This is a genomic window from Salipaludibacillus agaradhaerens (assembly GCF_002019735.1).
Classification (GTDB): Bacteria; Bacillota; Bacilli; order Bacillales; family Salisediminibacteriaceae; genus Salipaludibacillus; species Salipaludibacillus agaradhaerens.
Map to the genome: position 1 here is coordinate 1,836,515 of NZ_KV917378.1, position 16,837 is coordinate 1,853,351.

The 16,837-nt window shown below is 44.2% G+C and carries 15 protein-coding genes and 1 riboswitch; of the genes, 2 read left to right on the forward strand and 13 right to left on the reverse strand.

Translation table 11 applies throughout. From position 1 onward, the window contains the following. Positions 1–154 precede the first annotated feature (154 nt). The 13 genes from BK581_RS08725 to purE all read right to left on the reverse strand — a co-directional run bounded on the left by BK581_RS08725 (position 155) and on the right by purE (position 14,136). Positions 155–481 (reverse strand): DUF2680 domain-containing protein, encoded by a 327-nt coding sequence (locus tag BK581_RS08725; RefSeq protein ID WP_078577805.1) that lies wholly within the window; start codon positions 479–481, stop codon positions 155–157. Positions 482–1,392: 911 nt separating this feature from the next. After that, positions 1,393–2,658, reverse strand: coding sequence for a phosphoribosylamine--glycine ligase (gene purD / locus BK581_RS08735; RefSeq protein ID WP_078577807.1), 1,266 nt, complete (start codon positions 2,656–2,658; stop codon positions 1,393–1,395). 18 nt (positions 2,659–2,676) lie between these two features. Then, positions 2,677–4,215: a bifunctional phosphoribosylaminoimidazolecarboxamide formyltransferase/IMP cyclohydrolase gene (gene purH, locus BK581_RS08740; protein ID WP_078577808.1), complete on the reverse strand. Its 1,539-nt coding sequence runs from the start codon at positions 4,213–4,215 to the stop codon at positions 2,677–2,679. A 5-nt stretch (positions 4,216–4,220) separates the two neighbouring features. Continuing rightward, a complete protein-coding gene (gene purN, locus BK581_RS08745) occupies positions 4,221–4,799 on the reverse strand; it encodes a phosphoribosylglycinamide formyltransferase (protein WP_078577809.1) in 579 nt (192 codons plus the stop codon). Beyond that, positions 4,796–5,839: a phosphoribosylformylglycinamidine cyclo-ligase gene (gene purM, locus BK581_RS08750; RefSeq protein ID WP_078577810.1), complete on the reverse strand. Its 1,044-nt coding sequence runs from the start codon at positions 5,837–5,839 to the stop codon at positions 4,796–4,798. Before purM ends, purN begins: the two co-directional genes overlap by 4 nt. A 1-nt stretch (position 5,840) precedes the next feature. Beyond that, positions 5,841–7,265, reverse strand: coding sequence for an amidophosphoribosyltransferase (gene purF, locus BK581_RS08755; protein WP_078577811.1), 1,425 nt, complete (start codon positions 7,263–7,265; stop codon positions 5,841–5,843). Further along, on the reverse strand, positions 7,250–9,472 hold the full coding sequence (gene purL / locus BK581_RS08760; RefSeq protein WP_078577812.1) for a phosphoribosylformylglycinamidine synthase subunit PurL: 2,223 nt from the start codon (positions 9,470–9,472) through the stop codon (positions 7,250–7,252). The genes purF and purL overlap by 16 nt, the downstream gene beginning before the upstream one ends. Next, the gene (gene purQ, locus BK581_RS08765) at positions 9,456–10,139 is read right to left on the reverse strand and encodes a phosphoribosylformylglycinamidine synthase subunit PurQ (protein ID WP_078577813.1); all 684 of its coding nucleotides are present in this window, start codon (positions 10,137–10,139) and stop codon (positions 9,456–9,458) included. The genes purL and purQ overlap by 17 nt, the downstream gene beginning before the upstream one ends. Next, positions 10,136–10,393: a phosphoribosylformylglycinamidine synthase subunit PurS gene (purS, locus tag BK581_RS08770; protein ID WP_078577814.1), complete on the reverse strand. Its 258-nt coding sequence runs from the start codon at positions 10,391–10,393 to the stop codon at positions 10,136–10,138. The genes purQ and purS overlap by 4 nt, the downstream gene beginning before the upstream one ends. Then, positions 10,393–11,106, reverse strand: a complete 714-nt coding sequence (gene purC, locus BK581_RS08775) for a phosphoribosylaminoimidazolesuccinocarboxamide synthase (RefSeq protein ID WP_078577815.1) — start codon at positions 11,104–11,106, stop codon at positions 10,393–10,395. The genes purS and purC overlap by 1 nt, the downstream gene beginning before the upstream one ends. Positions 11,107–11,200: 94 nt before the next feature. Then, the gene (gene purB, locus BK581_RS08780) at positions 11,201–12,499 is read right to left on the reverse strand and encodes an adenylosuccinate lyase (RefSeq protein ID WP_078577816.1); all 1,299 of its coding nucleotides are present in this window, start codon (positions 12,497–12,499) and stop codon (positions 11,201–11,203) included. A 12-nt stretch (positions 12,500–12,511) separates the two neighbouring features. Next, positions 12,512–13,654, reverse strand: coding sequence for a 5-(carboxyamino)imidazole ribonucleotide synthase (gene purK / locus BK581_RS08785; protein WP_078577817.1), 1,143 nt, complete (start codon positions 13,652–13,654; stop codon positions 12,512–12,514). Then, a complete protein-coding gene (purE, locus tag BK581_RS08790) occupies positions 13,651–14,136 on the reverse strand; it encodes a 5-(carboxyamino)imidazole ribonucleotide mutase (protein WP_078577818.1) in 486 nt (161 codons plus the stop codon). The genes purK and purE overlap by 4 nt, the downstream gene beginning before the upstream one ends. Before the next feature lie 191 nt (positions 14,137–14,327). Continuing rightward, a riboswitch (purine riboswitch) is annotated at positions 14,328–14,429 on the reverse strand. 407 nt (positions 14,430–14,836) lie between these two features. On the opposite strand from purE, the gene BK581_RS08795 reads away from it, so the two are divergent. Together BK581_RS08795 and BK581_RS08800 are read left to right on the forward strand one after the other, a co-directional pair. Then, on the forward strand, positions 14,837–15,601 hold the full coding sequence (locus tag BK581_RS08795) for an ABC transporter ATP-binding protein (RefSeq protein WP_322788428.1): 765 nt from the start codon (positions 14,837–14,839) through the stop codon (positions 15,599–15,601). Beyond that, the gene (locus BK581_RS08800; protein ID WP_078577819.1) at positions 15,598–16,806 is read left to right on the forward strand and encodes an ABC transporter permease; all 1,209 of its coding nucleotides are present in this window, start codon (positions 15,598–15,600) and stop codon (positions 16,804–16,806) included. Before BK581_RS08795 ends, BK581_RS08800 begins: the two co-directional genes overlap by 4 nt. Positions 16,807–16,837 lie beyond the last annotated feature (31 nt).

The window sequence follows — 16,837 nt, forward strand, 5'->3', positions numbered from 1 at the left end:
TTTTCAACGACACTAATCTAGAAACGCACTCATTAAGGGATCGCCCGCCCTTAACAAACCATTTGACTTACACAAACACTTTTTCAATAAAATGCACCTTTATTCATGTCCTTTCACGACATATTAAAAACCCGCCTTAATGACGGGTCAATGGTTACGATTCTTTTTTATGATGAGGCTGTTTCCACTTAGGGATGAAACCTGTACTTTCTAACTCTTCATACCCTTTCTCAAAATGCTTAATAATCTTATCACCTTTTTCTTCGGTGAAAACACCAAACTCAACATATTTGTTAATAATGGTCCGTTGTTGTTCTAAGGCTTCTTTTTGTAAGGCTGACATTTCTTCTTGCTGTTCCTCTGTAAGCGTGATTTCTTCTGTCTGCTCATTTTCTTCCGCTGACGCTTCTAAGGTAAGGAAACTCTCAGCTCCAACCGATAGAACGAGTGCTGCCATCATACTTAATACAACTTTACGCATCAATTATCTTCTCCTTATGTATAGTTTAGTTGTAGTGTGTACGAAACAACGGTATTTATCCGCACATTTTTTATCGTGGCTCCAAATTATTTATTGCGCCACCTAAGCGTACGCATCATGTTAAGCCCTAAAAGAGAGACTCATCTCTTACGTAGAAGATACGGTGATTACCTCTACAACGCGCTTTATTTAAGGATGTTTTCTTAACAGGCTACCACTGTATGTGTTTTATTTTTACTTAAAGATGTACTGTTTCACTACCATTATATTAATTCAAATTAATATTTGTAATGTTTTTTTGTTACAAAGAAAATATCCTTTATAATGGATAAGTCAGGTGGTAAGCCCATCAAAATATAATAAAAAGGACTAACGCATGGATAAGATTATACGAAAAAGGAAATAAACTGCCACTCAGACGAAGAATGACCCGCGAGTGGCGGGGAAAAGGATATTATGCGACACTCACATGAAATACGTGCCGCGAGTGGCGGGAAAAGGGATATTATGCGACACTCACATGAAATATGTGCCGCGAGTGGCGGGGAAAAGGATATTATGCGACACTCACATGAAATACGTGCCGCGAGTGGCGGGAAAAGGGATATTATGCGACACTCACATGAAATATGTGCCGCGAGTGGCGGGAAAAAGGATATTATGCGACACTCACATGAAATACGTGCCGCGAGTGGCGGGAAAAAGGATATTATGCGACACTCACATGGAATACGTGCCGCGAGTGGCGGGAAAAAGGATATTATGCGACACTCACATGAAATATGTGCCGTATATACTTATACGAAGGACAATTCAAGCTAATTTATTTTATCTCCTATAATTCAATCAACCTATTACCGCTCACTAAAAAAGGGGCTCTGTCAGAAGCCCCCCTCAATTGTTTTTTACACTTATTCTTTTACTTGGTGGGCGATGTCTCTGCGGTAAAAGAGTCCTTCCCACGCACTTGTTGCTAGAACATCGTATGTGTGTTGCAAAGCTTCTGAGATGGTAGGAGCCATCGTGGATAGGAGCAGAACACGGCCGCCGTTTGTCTGCCAATCTTCCCCGCTTTTTTTGCTCCCAGCATGAAACCAGTGTTGACGTTCAGGCACGTTTGTTTTCGGAAAAGTAAAGACAGTGCCTTTGTCATAAGTTCCTGGATAACCTTCAGACGCTAACACAACGCCAACGCAAGCGTCATCGGACCACTTCAAGTCCATGTCATGACCGGCCATGACACGCTCAATGACCTCTACTAAATCGGACTGCAACCGCGGTAAGATCACCTGTGTTTCAGGATCACCAAAACGGGCGTTAAATTCGATGACTTTAGGGCCGTCGGCTGTTATCATCAAGCCTCCATACAAAATACCAGTAAACGGGACACCTTCGTCAACCATCGCTTCTGCCATCGGTCGTAGCACAGCTTCCTCTGCTTCTTTCAACCACTGACCATCTAAATGAGGCACTGGTGAATAGGCTCCCATACCACCGGTGTTCGGACCTGCATCTCCGTCATATGCTCGTTTATGATCTTGGGCGGTCACCATCGGAATAACGGTACGTCCATGAACAAATGCCATATAAGAGAGCTCTTCTCCTCGAAGACACTCTTCAATCACAACAGAAGCACCAGCTTCACCAAATTTTCGTCCTGCCATCATATCATCTAACGCTGCTAACGCGTCATCGACTGTTTCAGCTACGACAACACCCTTTCCAGCTGCCAACCCATCTGCTTTCACGACGATTGGCGCTCCTTGCTGTTGTACATACGCTTTTGCTTCATCTAAATCAGTGAACGTTTCAAAGGTAGCTGTAGGAATCCCGTACTTTTTCATAATATCTTTAGCAAATTGCTTACTGCCTTCAATTTGAGCCGCGGCTTTTGTCGGTCCAAATACGGTTAAGCCTGCTGCTTGAAAATCATCCACAAGCCCTGCAACTAGCGGAGCTTCAGGCCCTACCATCGTAAGTGACACCTCTTCACGTTTTGCTAGCTCAATTAACGCCTTATGATCCGTTTCTGAAATGGCGACGGAACGACATCCTTGCTCTTCATTAATGGCGTCGCTTCCCGGAGCCACAAAGACTTCAGTTACTCGTTTAGAGCGAGCGAACGCCCATGCAAGAGCATGTTCACGCCCGCCACTGCCTATGACTAACACCTTCATGTCCAGTCATCCCCTTTTTTAATGTTTAAAGTGGCGCACACCGGTAAATACCATCGCGATGCCATATTTATCAGCCATATCAATAGACTCTTGGTCACGTTTTGAACCGCCAGGCTGAATGATCGCTTTAATACCTGCTTGGCCAGCCGCTTCCACTGTGTCACTCATAGGGAAGAACGCATCTGACGCCATGACCGAACCTTCCGCTTTATCTCCTGCTTGTTCAAGGGCAATTTTAGCCGCTCCTACACGGTTCATTTGACCTGCACCTACACCGATCGTCATATCATCTTTAGCCAGTACAATGGCGTTTGATTTTACATGCTTAACGACCTTCCAAGCAAGTTTGATTTGTTCTAGTTCATTATCAGATGGCTTACGTTTTGTAGGAATGGTCACTTCCACATCCTCATAGCTTAACGTGTCTGTTTCTTGCATAAGTGCTCCACCAGACACGGTTGTCATCCGTTGTTCGATCGGTTGATCTGATGACAAGTCTACTGTGAGCAAACGGAGGTTTTTCTTTTCCGTTAATACGGCTAAAGCGGCTTTTGAAAAGCTCGGAGCGATAATTATTTCTAGGAAAATCTCTTTCATTTTTAACGCCGTCTCTTCATCCACTTCACGGTTACATGCAATGATACCACCAAAAATAGAGGTTGGATCAGCGTCGTATGCTTTCGTATAGGCATCAAAAATCGAGCTGCCAATCCCTACACCACACGGGTTCATATGTTTGATTGCAGCTACTGCTGGTCCATTAAAGTCTCGGATAACAGCTAGGGCCGCATCCGCATCATTAATGTTGTTATAGGAAAGTTCCTTGCCGTGCAGCTGTTCTGCTCGTGCGATGGAAACTGGATTTCCGAGCGGACGTTCATAAAATGCCGCCTGCTGGTGTGGGTTTTCCCCATAACGAAGCATTTGCTTACGGTTATAAGTGACGGTTAATTTTTCAGGGGCTTCCTCTCCTACATGGTTTGTTAAGTATTCGCCGATAAGGGCATCATAAGCTGCTGTATGTCTGAACGCTTTCGCGGCCAGCTTCGTTTTACGTTCGTCAGACAGCTTCCCATCAAGCGTTTTTAACTCCTCCAACACGACACTGTAATCATCAGCATCAACGATAATTGCCACGTCTTGATGGTTTTTCGCTGCGGAGCGAATCATCGATGGACCGCCAATATCAATATTTTCGATGGCATCAGCAAATGTGGCATCAGGATTTTCTATCGTCGCCTGAAATGGATATAAATTGACGATCACAAAGTCAATTAAGCCGATTCCTTGTTCTTTAAGAGCACTCATATGTTCCGTGTTAACACGAACACCAAGAAGGCCACCATGTATGGCTGGGTGTAATGTTTTCACACGACCATCCATCATCTCTGGAAATCCTGTCACGTCTTCTATGCCAATGACATTCACTCCTGCTTCTTCTAACACGCGTTTCGTACCACCAGTTGAGATGACCTCAACCCCGATTTTTTCTAACTCTTGAACAAATGGGACGATGCCCGTTTTATCTGACACACTGACTAACGCTCGCTTCTTCATTTACGTCACGCTCCTCCGCCGTTGGTAATCACTTGCTGTATTGTTTGTGGATATAAGCGATGTTCTACCGCCTGTATGTTGTGTTGAACATCTTCTCTCGTATCAGTTTCTTCAATTCGAACAGGCTCCTGAGCAATAATCGGCCCCGTATCCATACCTTCATCAACAAAGTGAATCGTCACACCAGACACTTTCACACGGGCGTCAAACGCTTGACCTATAGCATCTAACCCAGGAAATGCTGGTAACAGTGACGGGTGAATATTCATTATTCGCCCTTCATAAGCCTTTAATAAAGTGGGACCGATAAGGCGCATATACCCTGCCAGGACGACCCACTCCACCCCATGGCGTTGCAATTCAGTGAGAATCGCTTGTTCAAAGGCGGCTTTTCCGCTGTATGTCTTCGGAGAGAAAGAAAAAATAGGAATAGCCGCTTCCTCTGCCCGTTTTTCAGCATAAGCCCCAGGCTTGTCACATACGAGTAAGGCAATCTCAGCGGTCAAGTTCCCTGCCTCAACCGCATCGATCATCGCTTGAAAATTACTACCGCTTCCTGAAGCAAACACAGCGATCTTCGTCATAGCTTCAATGCTCCTTCAAACGTGAGCCCTTCCCCAGCTGTAAGACGCCCTATTTCACATGCTTGTTCACCTTGCTCATGTAACTGGTGCAATACTTTTGGCGCATTATCCGGCTTCACAGCTAAGACAAGTCCTACTCCCATATTAAATGTTTCAAGCATGTCATCGACTGTGAGACCTCCTTGCTCCTTTAACCACGTGAAAACAGGTGGTACTTGCCACGCATCAAGGTTAATGACGGCACCCACACCTTCTGGAAGCATTCGGGGAACGTTTTCCACAAGTCCGCCCCCTGTTATATGAGCAGCGGCCTGTACGTCGTCCCTTCCTATAAAAGGTTGTAGCGCCTTCACATAAATACGAGTTGGCGTTAAAAATACATCCCCTAACGTGTGTGCATCCAACTGTTTAGGTGCAGGACTTTGCCATGTGAGACCGGCATCTTTCACGATTTTTCTTACGAGTGAGAAACCGTTACTATGCACCCCACTTGACGCCAATCCGATCAAGACATCCCCTTCACTGACCCGAGCTGGCCCCCAGAGCTGAGTCTTCTCGGCAGCCCCTACGACAAATCCAGCCACATCATAATCGTTTTCTGCATAAAGTCCAGGCATCTCCGCCGTCTCTCCGCCGATAAGAGCGCACCCTGACTGGCGACAGCCTTCCGCTACACCAGCGACAATCTGTTCCACCTGTGCTGGATCATTCTTCCCAAGCGCCAAGTAATCAAGAAAAAATAACGGTGAGGCTCCTTGAACGACAATATCATTGACACACATAGCAACAGCATCGATGCCAATGGTATCATGTCGGTTCGTTTCTTGAGCAATGATGAGCTTCGTCCCGACGCCGTCGGTACCTGAGACGAGGACTGGTTCTTTCAAGTTCAACTGTGATAAATCAAATAAACCGCCAAAACCTCCGAGACCACCTAGCACTTCAGGACGCATGGTAGACGCCACATGTTTTTTCATACGGCGGACACCTTCATAGCCTGCTTCGATGTTCACACCTGCCGATTCATACGCTTTAGACACGTTATTTTCCCCCTAACACTTTATCGTATGGATGGTCTGTCGCTGGATAAATCTCTGTCGGATACGTGCCTGTGAAACAGGCGAGACATTGTCCGCAATTTTCCATCGTGTCAGGGCGGCCGATCCCACTCATTAAACCATCAACACTTAAATAAGCTAATGAATCAGCACCCATTTCTTCACGAATTTCTTCAATTGATTTTTCAGCAGCGATTAATTCCCCTTTAGTGGACGTATCGATCCCATAATAACAAGGGTTAATGATCGGCGGTGAACTGATACGGACGTGCACTTCCTTCGCACCAGCTTCCCTTAAAAGTTTCACAATTCTCCTTGCAGTCGTCCCGCGAACGATCGAGTCATCGATCATGACGACGCGCTTTCCTTCAACAACACCTCGAACAGCAGAAAGCTTCATTTTCACACCCTGTTCCCGCAACGATTGTGAAGGCTGGATAAAGGTCCGACCCACGTAACGGTTTTTTATGAGACCGAGCTCATACGGAATCCCCGACTCTTCTGCGAAACCGATGGCGGCCGAAATGCTTGAGTCTGGGACCCCTGTGACCACATCCGCATCAATACCTGCTTCTATGGCTAACTGTTTGCCAAGATTTTTCCGAGCTGCATGCACGTTAATCTCTTCTACGTTGCTGTCAGGGCGTGCAAAGTACACATATTCCATGGAACATATCGTACGCTTCGTTGAGGGTGAGAACGTTTCAATGTGAAGACCTTCATCATTGATTAAGATCAATTCACCTGGCTGTACTTCTCTTAAAAATGTGGCACCGACAATATCGAAGGCACATGTTTCAGACGAGACGACGTAGCCGTCTCCAAGCTTCCCAATGGATAATGGGCGCAGTCCGTTCGGGTCGAGCGCTACCATCATAAAGTCTTCCACAAGAATGGCAAGGGCATAGGCCCCCTTAACCATCGTTAACGCATTTTTCACAGAATCACGGATATCTGGATAGCCGCTTCGTTTAATTAAATGGGCAATAACTTCTGTATCTGACGTCGTTTGAAAAATGCTCCCTTGATACTCTAACTGCCGCTTTAACGCAGTGGCGTTGACGAGATTCCCATTATGAGCAATGGCCAAGCTTCCTGTCTGAGAATTGAACTGCAGCGGTTGGCAGTTAATAAAGTCACTGCCGCCTGCTGTCGTATATCGCACGTGGCCAATGGCACCCGTTCCTTGCATATTGTTGAGAATATCCTCGTTAAAAACGTCGTTTACGAGTCCCATTCCTTTATGGATCTTCAGTTTGTTGCGGTCCGTGACGACAATTCCTGCTCCTTCTTGTCCCCGGTGCTGCAAACTATGCAACCCATAATACGTAATATGAGAAGCGTCTTCATGACCCCATACACCGAATACCCCGCACTCTTCGTTTAATCCTTTTATTTCAGGTAGCATGAAATGGCACCTCTCCAAGCGTCCTCCAATGGTGCGACGCTTTCGTTGATTAGGGTTTCCCCCTGCTTCCCGGCCACGTGAAGCACCGGTGTTTCTGTCACAGTTCCAATTGCTTTTGCGTCTGGCACAAGTTTCTCGAATCGTTCTTGATTTTCTTTCTTGACTGTTAAAATATAGCGCGATGGTGCTTCACTAAAAAACGCTGAGAGCACATCGGCGTCCGGGATCGTCACGTCAGCACCGAACGGCGTTCCAAACGCCTTTTCTGCTAATGCAACGAGAAAGCCGCCCTCGGATAAATCATGCGCTGATTGGACAGTGCCGGACTGAATCGCTGTTAATACAGCGTTCTGACGGTGTTTTTCCGTTGCTAAATCAATGGCTGGCGCAGGTCCGAAAATATCTCCTTCTGTCAGCTTTTGCAGTTCACTGCCGCAGAATTCAGCTGTTGTTTCACCAAGGAGGTAAATCGTATCACCAGCTTGTCTAAATGATTGCTTTGTGATGTGATCGAGGTGATGGACGAGTCCGACCATACCGATGACAGGGGTCGGGTAAATCGCCCCTTTTGCTGTCTCATTATATAAGGAAACATTCCCACCAATAACCGGTGTTTCTAACGTCTCACACGCTTCGCTTAGTCCGTCAGTGGAACGCTCCAGTTGCCAGAAAATCTCTGGTTTTTCTGGGCTACCATAATTTAGACAATCTGTGACACCTAAAGGTTCTGCACCAGAACAAACGAGGTTTCTCGCTGCTTCCGCCACGGCTAATTTCCCACCTTCATAAGGATCAAGATAGATGAAGCGAGAATTACAATCGGTCGTCATCGCAAGCGCCTTTTCTGTCCCACGGATACGAATGACAGCTGCATCTGATCCTGGGGCCACCACTGTATTTGTTCTTACCATGTAATCGTACTGTTCATAAACCCATTCTTTACTGGCAATCGTCGGCTGCTGTAAAAGCTGCTTTAATGTTTCGGCATAGTCTGTCACAGTCGGTTTATAAGACTGTTGCTGTTGAAACTGGCTGAAATAAGCTGGTTCTTTAGATGGTTGATGGTAAACAGGTGCTTCTTCAGCTAACGCATCAACGGGCACGTCTGCCATCACTTCACCATCGTGAAGTAATGTTAGGCGCTGATTATCCGTCACTTCCCCTACTACTTTAGCGAGAAGTCCCCATTTTTCAAATAGGGTGATAAACTCTTGTTCACTGCCTTTTTCAACGACGAGAAGCATCCGTTCCTGTGATTCAGACAACATCATTTCATAAGGTGTCATCGCTTTTTCACGTTGTGGCACTTCATCTAAGTTCATCGTGATACCTGATCCAGCTTTACTGGCCATTTCCGCTGATGACGATGTAAGACCAGCAGCTCCCATATCTTGAATACCCACTAGTTTCGGGTGCTTCGTCGCTTCTAAACACGCCTCAACAAGTAATTTTTCCATGAACGGGTCACCGACTTGCACTGATGGTCGTTTCGATTCTGACGCTTCACTTAATTCTTCTGACGCAAATGTAGCACCATGAATCCCATCGCGTCCTGTACTAGCTCCCACATAGAGAACGGGATTTCCTGTTCCTTTCGCCTGCCCTTTTTGGATATCTTGATGATCGATGAGCCCAACACACATGGCGTTAACTAAAGGATTCCCTTCATAGCAAGGATCGAATTGCACTTCACCACCTACCGTCGGAATGCCAATACAGTTACCGTATCCTGCGATCCCAGACACGACCCCTTCAAATAAATATTTCACACGCGGGTTGTTCAACTCGCCAAATCGAAGGGAGTTTAATAGGGCGACAGGCCGCGCTCCCATTGAAAAAATGTCACGGATGATGCCGCCTACACCAGTTGCGGCCCCTTCATATGGCTCCACAGCTGATGGGTGATTATGACTTTCGATTTTGAAGACGACTGCTTGCCCATCACCAATATCGATAATCCCTGCCCCTTCTCCAGGGCCTTGCAAGACTTTTTCACCGTCTGTAGGGAATTTCTTTAAGAGCACTTTCGAGTTTTTGTAGCTACAATGCTCAGACCACATGACTGAAAAAAGACCGAGTTCCGTATAGTTTGGTTGTCTGCCAAGAATCTCTTCGATCATGTGAAATTCTGAATCACTGACACCCATCTCTTTGTAGATTTTTTCCTCTTTAATCCGTGCTGGTGACGGCTCATGACGTAATGGCATGCTGTTCCCTCCAATGCTTGACAATCGATTGAAAAAGCTTTAAACCGTCTGCTGAACCTAATAGCGCATCAACAGCCCGCTCAGGATGTGGCATCATCCCTAATACATTTCCCTGCTCATTCATGATGCCTGCGATATTAGCCACAGAACCGTTCACGTCTTCTTCATAAGTGAATACAATTTGGTTATTGGCTTTCAGTGAGACCAATGTGTCGTCATCACAATAGTAGTTGCCTTCCCCGTGAGCGACTGGAATCGTAATCGTATCTGTGTCGTGATAACTATTTGTAAAGAGTGACGTTTTGTTTGTAATTTGAAGGCGCGTTTGCTTGCAAATAAAGGATAACTTAGCATTCCGGCGCATAGCACCAGGAAGTAGACCTGCTTCAAGGAGGACTTGGAAGCCGTTACATACCCCTAGTATAGGCACTCCTGCTGCTGCTTTTTCTTCTACTACTTTCATGATTGGCGAAAATCTTGCAATCGCCCCTGAACGCAAGTAATCACCGTATGAGAAGCCGCCTGGAAGTAGAATGGCATCAAAGCCGTCAAGATTTGTTTCATCGTGCCAAACATACGCGACGTCCTCTCCTAATTCATCCTTTATGGCATGAAACATGTCTAAATCACAATTTGACCCAGGGAAGACAATGACTGCGAACTTCATGAAGAGACGACCTCCTCTGCCTCATACGTATAGTCTTCTATAACTGGGTTAGCGAGAAGTTTGTCACACATTTGTTTGACGTAATCATGAAGCGTATCTTCTGTCGCCTCCAAACGAAGCGTCATCACTTTTCCAATTCTCACATCGCTAACTCCTTCAAAACCTAAGTGATGGAGTGAATTTTTCACGGCTGACCCTTGTGGATCTAGGACCCCTTCTTTTAATGTCACGTAAACCTTCACATCGTATGTCATTATGCTTGTCCTCCTAGTCTCGTCAAAATCGTTTCATAGCCTTCTTGTAAATCCCCTTGTTGAAAGCGAAATAAATCTTTATCCAATGATTCACCCGTTTGTTTATCCCAGAGACGACATGTATCTGGAGAGATCTCATCAGCGAGGAGAACCTGACCTGCTGAATCTTTGCCAAATTCCAATTTGAAATCGATCAGTTGCACGCCGATCTTCTCAAACATGGTGATTAAGTGATCATTGACAGCCAAGGCCTTTTCTTTCATAAGTTGTACATCATTTTCTGAGGCTAAACCCATCGCTTTAATATGAGCGTCATTCATAAGAGGGTCACCTAGCTCATCATCTTTGTAATAAAATTCTACAATCGGTTCACTAAATTGCTGCCCCCGTGAAAAACCGAGACGTTTCACTAAACTTCCCGCAGCCACATTACGTACGACCACTTCCACTGGAATAATGGAGACTTTTCGCACGAGCTGTTCCGTTTCAGAGAGCCTTTCAATGAAGTGACTTTTCACTCCTTGACGAGCCAATTGGGAAAAAATGAGTGAACTAATTTCGTTATTGAGACGCCCTTTGCCCCGAAGTGTCTCTTTTTTTTCTCCGTTAAAAGCTGTGGCGTCATCCTTATAACTAATCCATAACACATCATCTTTATCCGTCTTATAAATCTGTTTCGCTTTCCCTTCATACAAGCACGCTTTTTTTTCCACCGATGCCGCCTCCAGTATAGTTAGTTCTGAATATTGGGACTTTTGTATTTGAGAGGAGTATGTCACCGCTCCTCTTCTTACCTGTCACCCCGTGTTAATTCGTTAAGCCAAGACGTTCAAAAATCGTGTCAACATGCTTTAGGTGGTGTTTATAATCAAAACAATCATCAAGTTCCTCTGAAGAAAGCTGGTTTGTAATATGCTCATCCTCTTCCACTAGCTGACGAAATTGGATCCCTTTTTCCCACGCTTCCATCGCTTTAGGCTGGACGAGGTCATAAGCTGCTTCCCTTGCCATCCCTTTATCAATAAGAGATAACAGGACACGCTGAGAATAAATCAGGCCATATGTCCGCGTCATATTCCGCTTCATATTCTCAGGGAACACCGTTAAGTTTTTCACGATATTGCCGAATCGGTTAAGCATATAATTCAATGCAATCGTCGCATCAGGTAAAATGACACGCTCTGCAGAGGAGTGAGAAATGTCCCGTTCATGCCATAGCGCAATATTTTCGTAGGCTGTCACCACATGTCCGCGTAAAACCCGTGCTAATCCTGTCATATTTTCAGAGCCAATCGGATTTCGTTTATGGGGCATTGCTGACGATCCTTTTTGTCCTTTTGCAAAAAATTCTTCTACTTCCCGTGTTTCACTTTTTTGCAGACCGCGAATTTCAACCGCCATTTTTTCAATAGACGAGGCGATAAGTGACAGTGTCGCCACATAATGGGCGTGACGATCACGCTGTAACGTTTGTGTAGAGATTGGAGAAGCTTCAAGGCCAAGCCCTTCACACACATACTTTTCTACTGATGGATCAATATTAGCGTACGTCCCTACTGCACCAGAAAGCTTCCCTACTCTGACTGTTTCAGCTGCATGGCGGAAGCGTTCAAGGTTACGCTTCATCTCTTCATACCAAAGGGCAAGCTTTAGACCAAATGTGGTCGGTTCTGCATGTACGCCGTGTGTACGTCCCATCATCACCGTTGTTTTATGTTCGATCGCTTTATGTTTAAGAATATCAATAAAGGCGAGAATATCTTTTTCTATAATGTCGTTCGCTTGTTTCAGTAAATAGGATAAGGCTGTATCTACCACATCTGTAGACGTTAGACCGTAATGCACCCATTTACGTTCGTCACCAAGGGTCTCAGAAACCGCCCGGGTGAAGGCGACCACATCGTGCCGTGTTTGTTCTTCAATTTCATGAATGCGCGCCACATCGAATGAGGCCTTTTCACGTATTTTTTTCACGTCCTCTTTCGGAATGTCACCTAATTCTGCCCATGCCTCACAAGCGAGTATTTCTACTTCTAACCAAGCCTGGAATCGGTTTTGCTCTGTCCAAATTGCACCCATTTCTGGGCGTGTATAGCGTTCAATCATCTGTTGTGCCTCCTAATGTTTGTGGTCTATTTTCCAAATGTTAGTGTCATGAATTGCTTTGAGAGTCGCTTCTACATCATCTGTTAAAAAGGTGATGTGTCCCATTTTTCGACCTGTACGGGCTTCTGCTTTTCCGTAAAGATGTAGGTGACCTTGCGGCAGCTTATCTAGGTTAGCCATGACTTCTGACATATGCTCACCTAATATGTTAACCATGACAGCAGGTTTAAGTAAATCGGTTCTACCAAGCGACCAACCGCATACCGCTCGAATGTGCTGAGCAAATTGCGATGTCTCACAGGCGTTCATCGTGTAATGTCCTGAGTTATGAGGCCGTGGTGCCAACTCGTTTACATAAAGATCGTCGTCAGCAGTGACGAACATTTCTACCGCTAACGTGCCGATAAGATTAAATGATTCTGCCAGATGTGTCGCTAGTTTGACTGCTTTATCATGTACGGAAGTTGATATTCTTGCCGGCACGATCGATTGGTGAAGAATATTATTGACGTGACAATTCTCAGCTACTGGAAACGTAGCTGTTTCACCCTTCGCATTTCTATTCACAATAACGGATATCTCTTTTTGGAAAGGAATCCACGCTTCTAACACGAACGGTCCTTTTCCTTTTAAGTCATTCCATGCATGGGGTAATTCCTCTATCGTCTTTATGACATATTGACCTTTGCCATCGTAACCACCGCGCGTCGTCTTCAATACAGCTGGTAATCCTAACAGTTCTACAGCCTTCTGCAAATCGTTAGCTGTGACCACCTCTTGGTAAGGGACGACAGGGACATGAAACGAGCGGATCGCCTGCTTTTCATGGCTACGATCTTGCGTAATGGCAAGGAGGTCACTGCCTTGTGGCAAATACATTTGTTGTTCTAACCATGTGGCCGTTTCTGAATCAATATTTTCAAATTCATACGTCAGAACGTCGCATAACTGCGCCAATTTTTCTGCACCTTTTAAATCGTTATAGGCTGTGTTCACTTGATGGTCTGCTACTTGACCACATGGGGAATCGGGAGTTGGCTCCAACACCGCAATCCTATACCCCATCTCTCTCGCAGACAAGGCCATCATTCGACCAAGCTGGCCCCCGCCCAGAATACCGATTGTCTTTCCTGGTGCCATCCATTCGCTCATCATGTCAACTCTCCTTCTTGCATAATCTCTTCCCGTTTTTTATCACGTCGGGCTTGTAGACGCTCTGCTATCGCCGGTTCATGAACTGAGAGTTGTTGCGCGGCGAGGAGTGCTGCATTGATCGCACCTGCTTTCCCAATGGCAACTGTAGCAACAGGGACGCCGGCAGGCATTTGAACGATAGATAATAACGAATCCATGCCGTCTAATGCTTTAGATTGGACTGGTACTCCGATAACCGGAAGCGTGGTTTTTGCAGCTACCATACCAGGAAGGTGAGCTGCCCCACCTGCACCTGCAATGATCACATGCAATCCTCGCCCTCTCGCTGTTTCTGCATAATCAAACATTAAATCGGGAGTACGATGTGCCGATACGACTTTTGTTTCAAAGGGCACTCCCAACTCCTTTAATGTATCAGCTGTGTGTTTCATTGTTTCCCAGTCTGATGTGGACCCCATGATGACGCCTACTTTTAATGACATGTTTATCCTCCTTGACATTGCTTCTATTATAAGATTAGATAACGTGTATAGGTTCGTGAGACTAATAGTGCTTAATAAATAGAAAAAACGTGCCTTATCATCCTTAATAGAGGGACAATAAGACACGTACATTGTCAGATGATCGCACAAATAAAAGGCAGAGGGCAATCAATTGTCCTCTCATCGTGTACATATGTGTCCATTTCCCTCATAGTCTATTGATTTATGGTCAACAGGTAGAAACTTTCGGGCCATATCCCCGACTTTATATGAGGTAACGTCATTAATTTGCACTTATATCATAACAATTCAGCCCTAGTAACGTCAACTATTTTCGAACATTTTAACTCATTAAACGTTTAATGTTCGGAATTTATTGAGATATCGTGTTTTTCTAAGGAAGACATATGTGAAAATCGCTTCATATACCCTTATTCTCATTCCTCATAAAACTCTTAATGGCAAGTCACGCTGCTTTTAAAATTAAACTAGCTTCTCTCTGATTTCAATGTTAACCGGTTACATCATCTCTGGGTGAATGAGAGATAAAGCTAAGCTTCAATCAGTGGAAGTTTTCCTTCATCCCCACTGATTGTTAGTTTAACTTATCGGACCTTTAGGGGCAGTTTATCCCCCACCTTAACTTTTCGATCTTCTTAAGTTTTCAGGTGAGGGTTTTACCCTTCAGAGTGGGATAAAAATGAAACCTCTATTAAATGGCGTTCGTAACACAATTATCTATCAAACAAAGGTGATGCATATGGAAGCATTAAATGTGGAAATCAAAAAAGCAGGCTATAGTCAACATAACGTCATTATTCACGATATCCATTTTAACGTTAAGGCTGGTGAGCTCGTTGGGCTTATAGGACCAAATGGCGCTGGGAAAAGTACGATCATTAAGTCAATTCTTGATCTGCTCCCGCATGTCGTAGGTACCGTATCTCGACCAGAAAAACACCGTTATGCTTACATTCCTGAACACCCTGTCTATTACGAGGAATTGACACTATGGGAACATATTGAAATGGCTAAAGCGATAAACGCTATTGAGGATAGCGATTATTATCAACAAGCAGAAGAACTACTCACACTTTTTCGGCTTAAAGAAAATAAACATCACTTTCCTACATCATTTTCTAAAGGCATGCAGCAAAAACTTATGATCATTATTGCCATTCTAATTAAGCCAGAGTTATATATTGTTGATGAGCCTTTTATCGGGCTTGATCCTAAGGCGATAAAAGATTTATTAATGATTTTTGAGCAGGAGCGTAAACGAGGGGCTGCCATTCTAATGTCCACCCATGTCCTTGATACAGCCGAACGTATTTGTGACCGATTTCTCCTTATTAATCATGGGGAAATGATCTCTCATGGCACACTCGAAGATGTTCGTAAGCAAAGTGGTGTGGAAGGTTCACTGTTAGACTGCTTCTATGAATTAATGGAGATAACATCATGAACATCATGGTAAGGCGATTAAAAAGTGAATGGTCCTATCATTATTCTGTCTGGAAATCGGCAGTAGATTGGGTTATTTGGCTGTATATCCTTATTCCTGCGCTTATTATCTTCAGCTATCAATACTACGCTTTATGGATTGGTGAGGCTGATTGGCCAAATCATTATCCACTCACGTTTACATGGTTTATTTTCTTTATAATCAGTTTAAAAGGAACAACAAGATTATTTATCCGTGATGCTGATGTGCTTTTTTTACGCCAACATCCTTCGTATCTCCGAGCTATTATGAAGGGAGGTATCATTTATTCTTTTATTAGAAACATACTGATCATTTTAGTTATTGCGGGGGGCCTATTACCTTTATGGCTTAATTATGATGATGTATCATATGAACGTATCGCCACATTTCTTCTCTTTGTCATCGTATTTCGTATGATCTACCATCTTGCAAAACAATGGGTGTCTTTAACATATAGCGGTTGGCCATTGTTTTTCGTTAATATGCTCCTGACGATCATCAGTCTAGCTATATTTAATGGGGCTTTATTTTCTAGTTCAGTCATAAGATTCGTTATTATTCTCATTCTTATCATGAGCCTCTATGCCCTTGTTAAATGGCGATTAAATGCCACATGGCACTTTTTTGATGATTGTGTCAGAGAGCAAGGTGAAAAATTAAAGCTGTCTGCTATCTTTATTGCTGTGCAAGGCTATAAAATGCCAAAGCGGTTTAAAAGTCATAAAAAGCCACGCATTTTATTTCCTGATTCAGACATCATTTATTCTGCTCGCACACCAAGTCACGTGATGAGTGAAATCGTGATTAAGTATATGCTGCGAAACAAATCAAAGTTATTTACAGCCATTCAGTTGACTATAGTCTTTATGTTTGCTGCTGTATTAGCACCATTTTGGATCAAATGGATATTATTACCTATCTGCACAATCTCTCTTATCCATTTTGTCCGTTCAAGCTGGACTGATTTAACGACCCATACATTTTTTAAATTATACCGGTTTGAAAAAAATACTGATACAGACCTAGCTATCAAACGTGCAATCGCTTGGATGAGCCTGCCCTCAGTCTTTTCTATCGGCTTTATGACTGGCTGGGCAGCATTTTCTCCTTTGCTTGGCCTCTTGGTCGCTTTAGTAACGGTTACCCTTGCTTATTTCTTTTTAATAAAAGAATTGTTAGTGTAATCTCCTTATGAATACCTAGATTTTATACCAC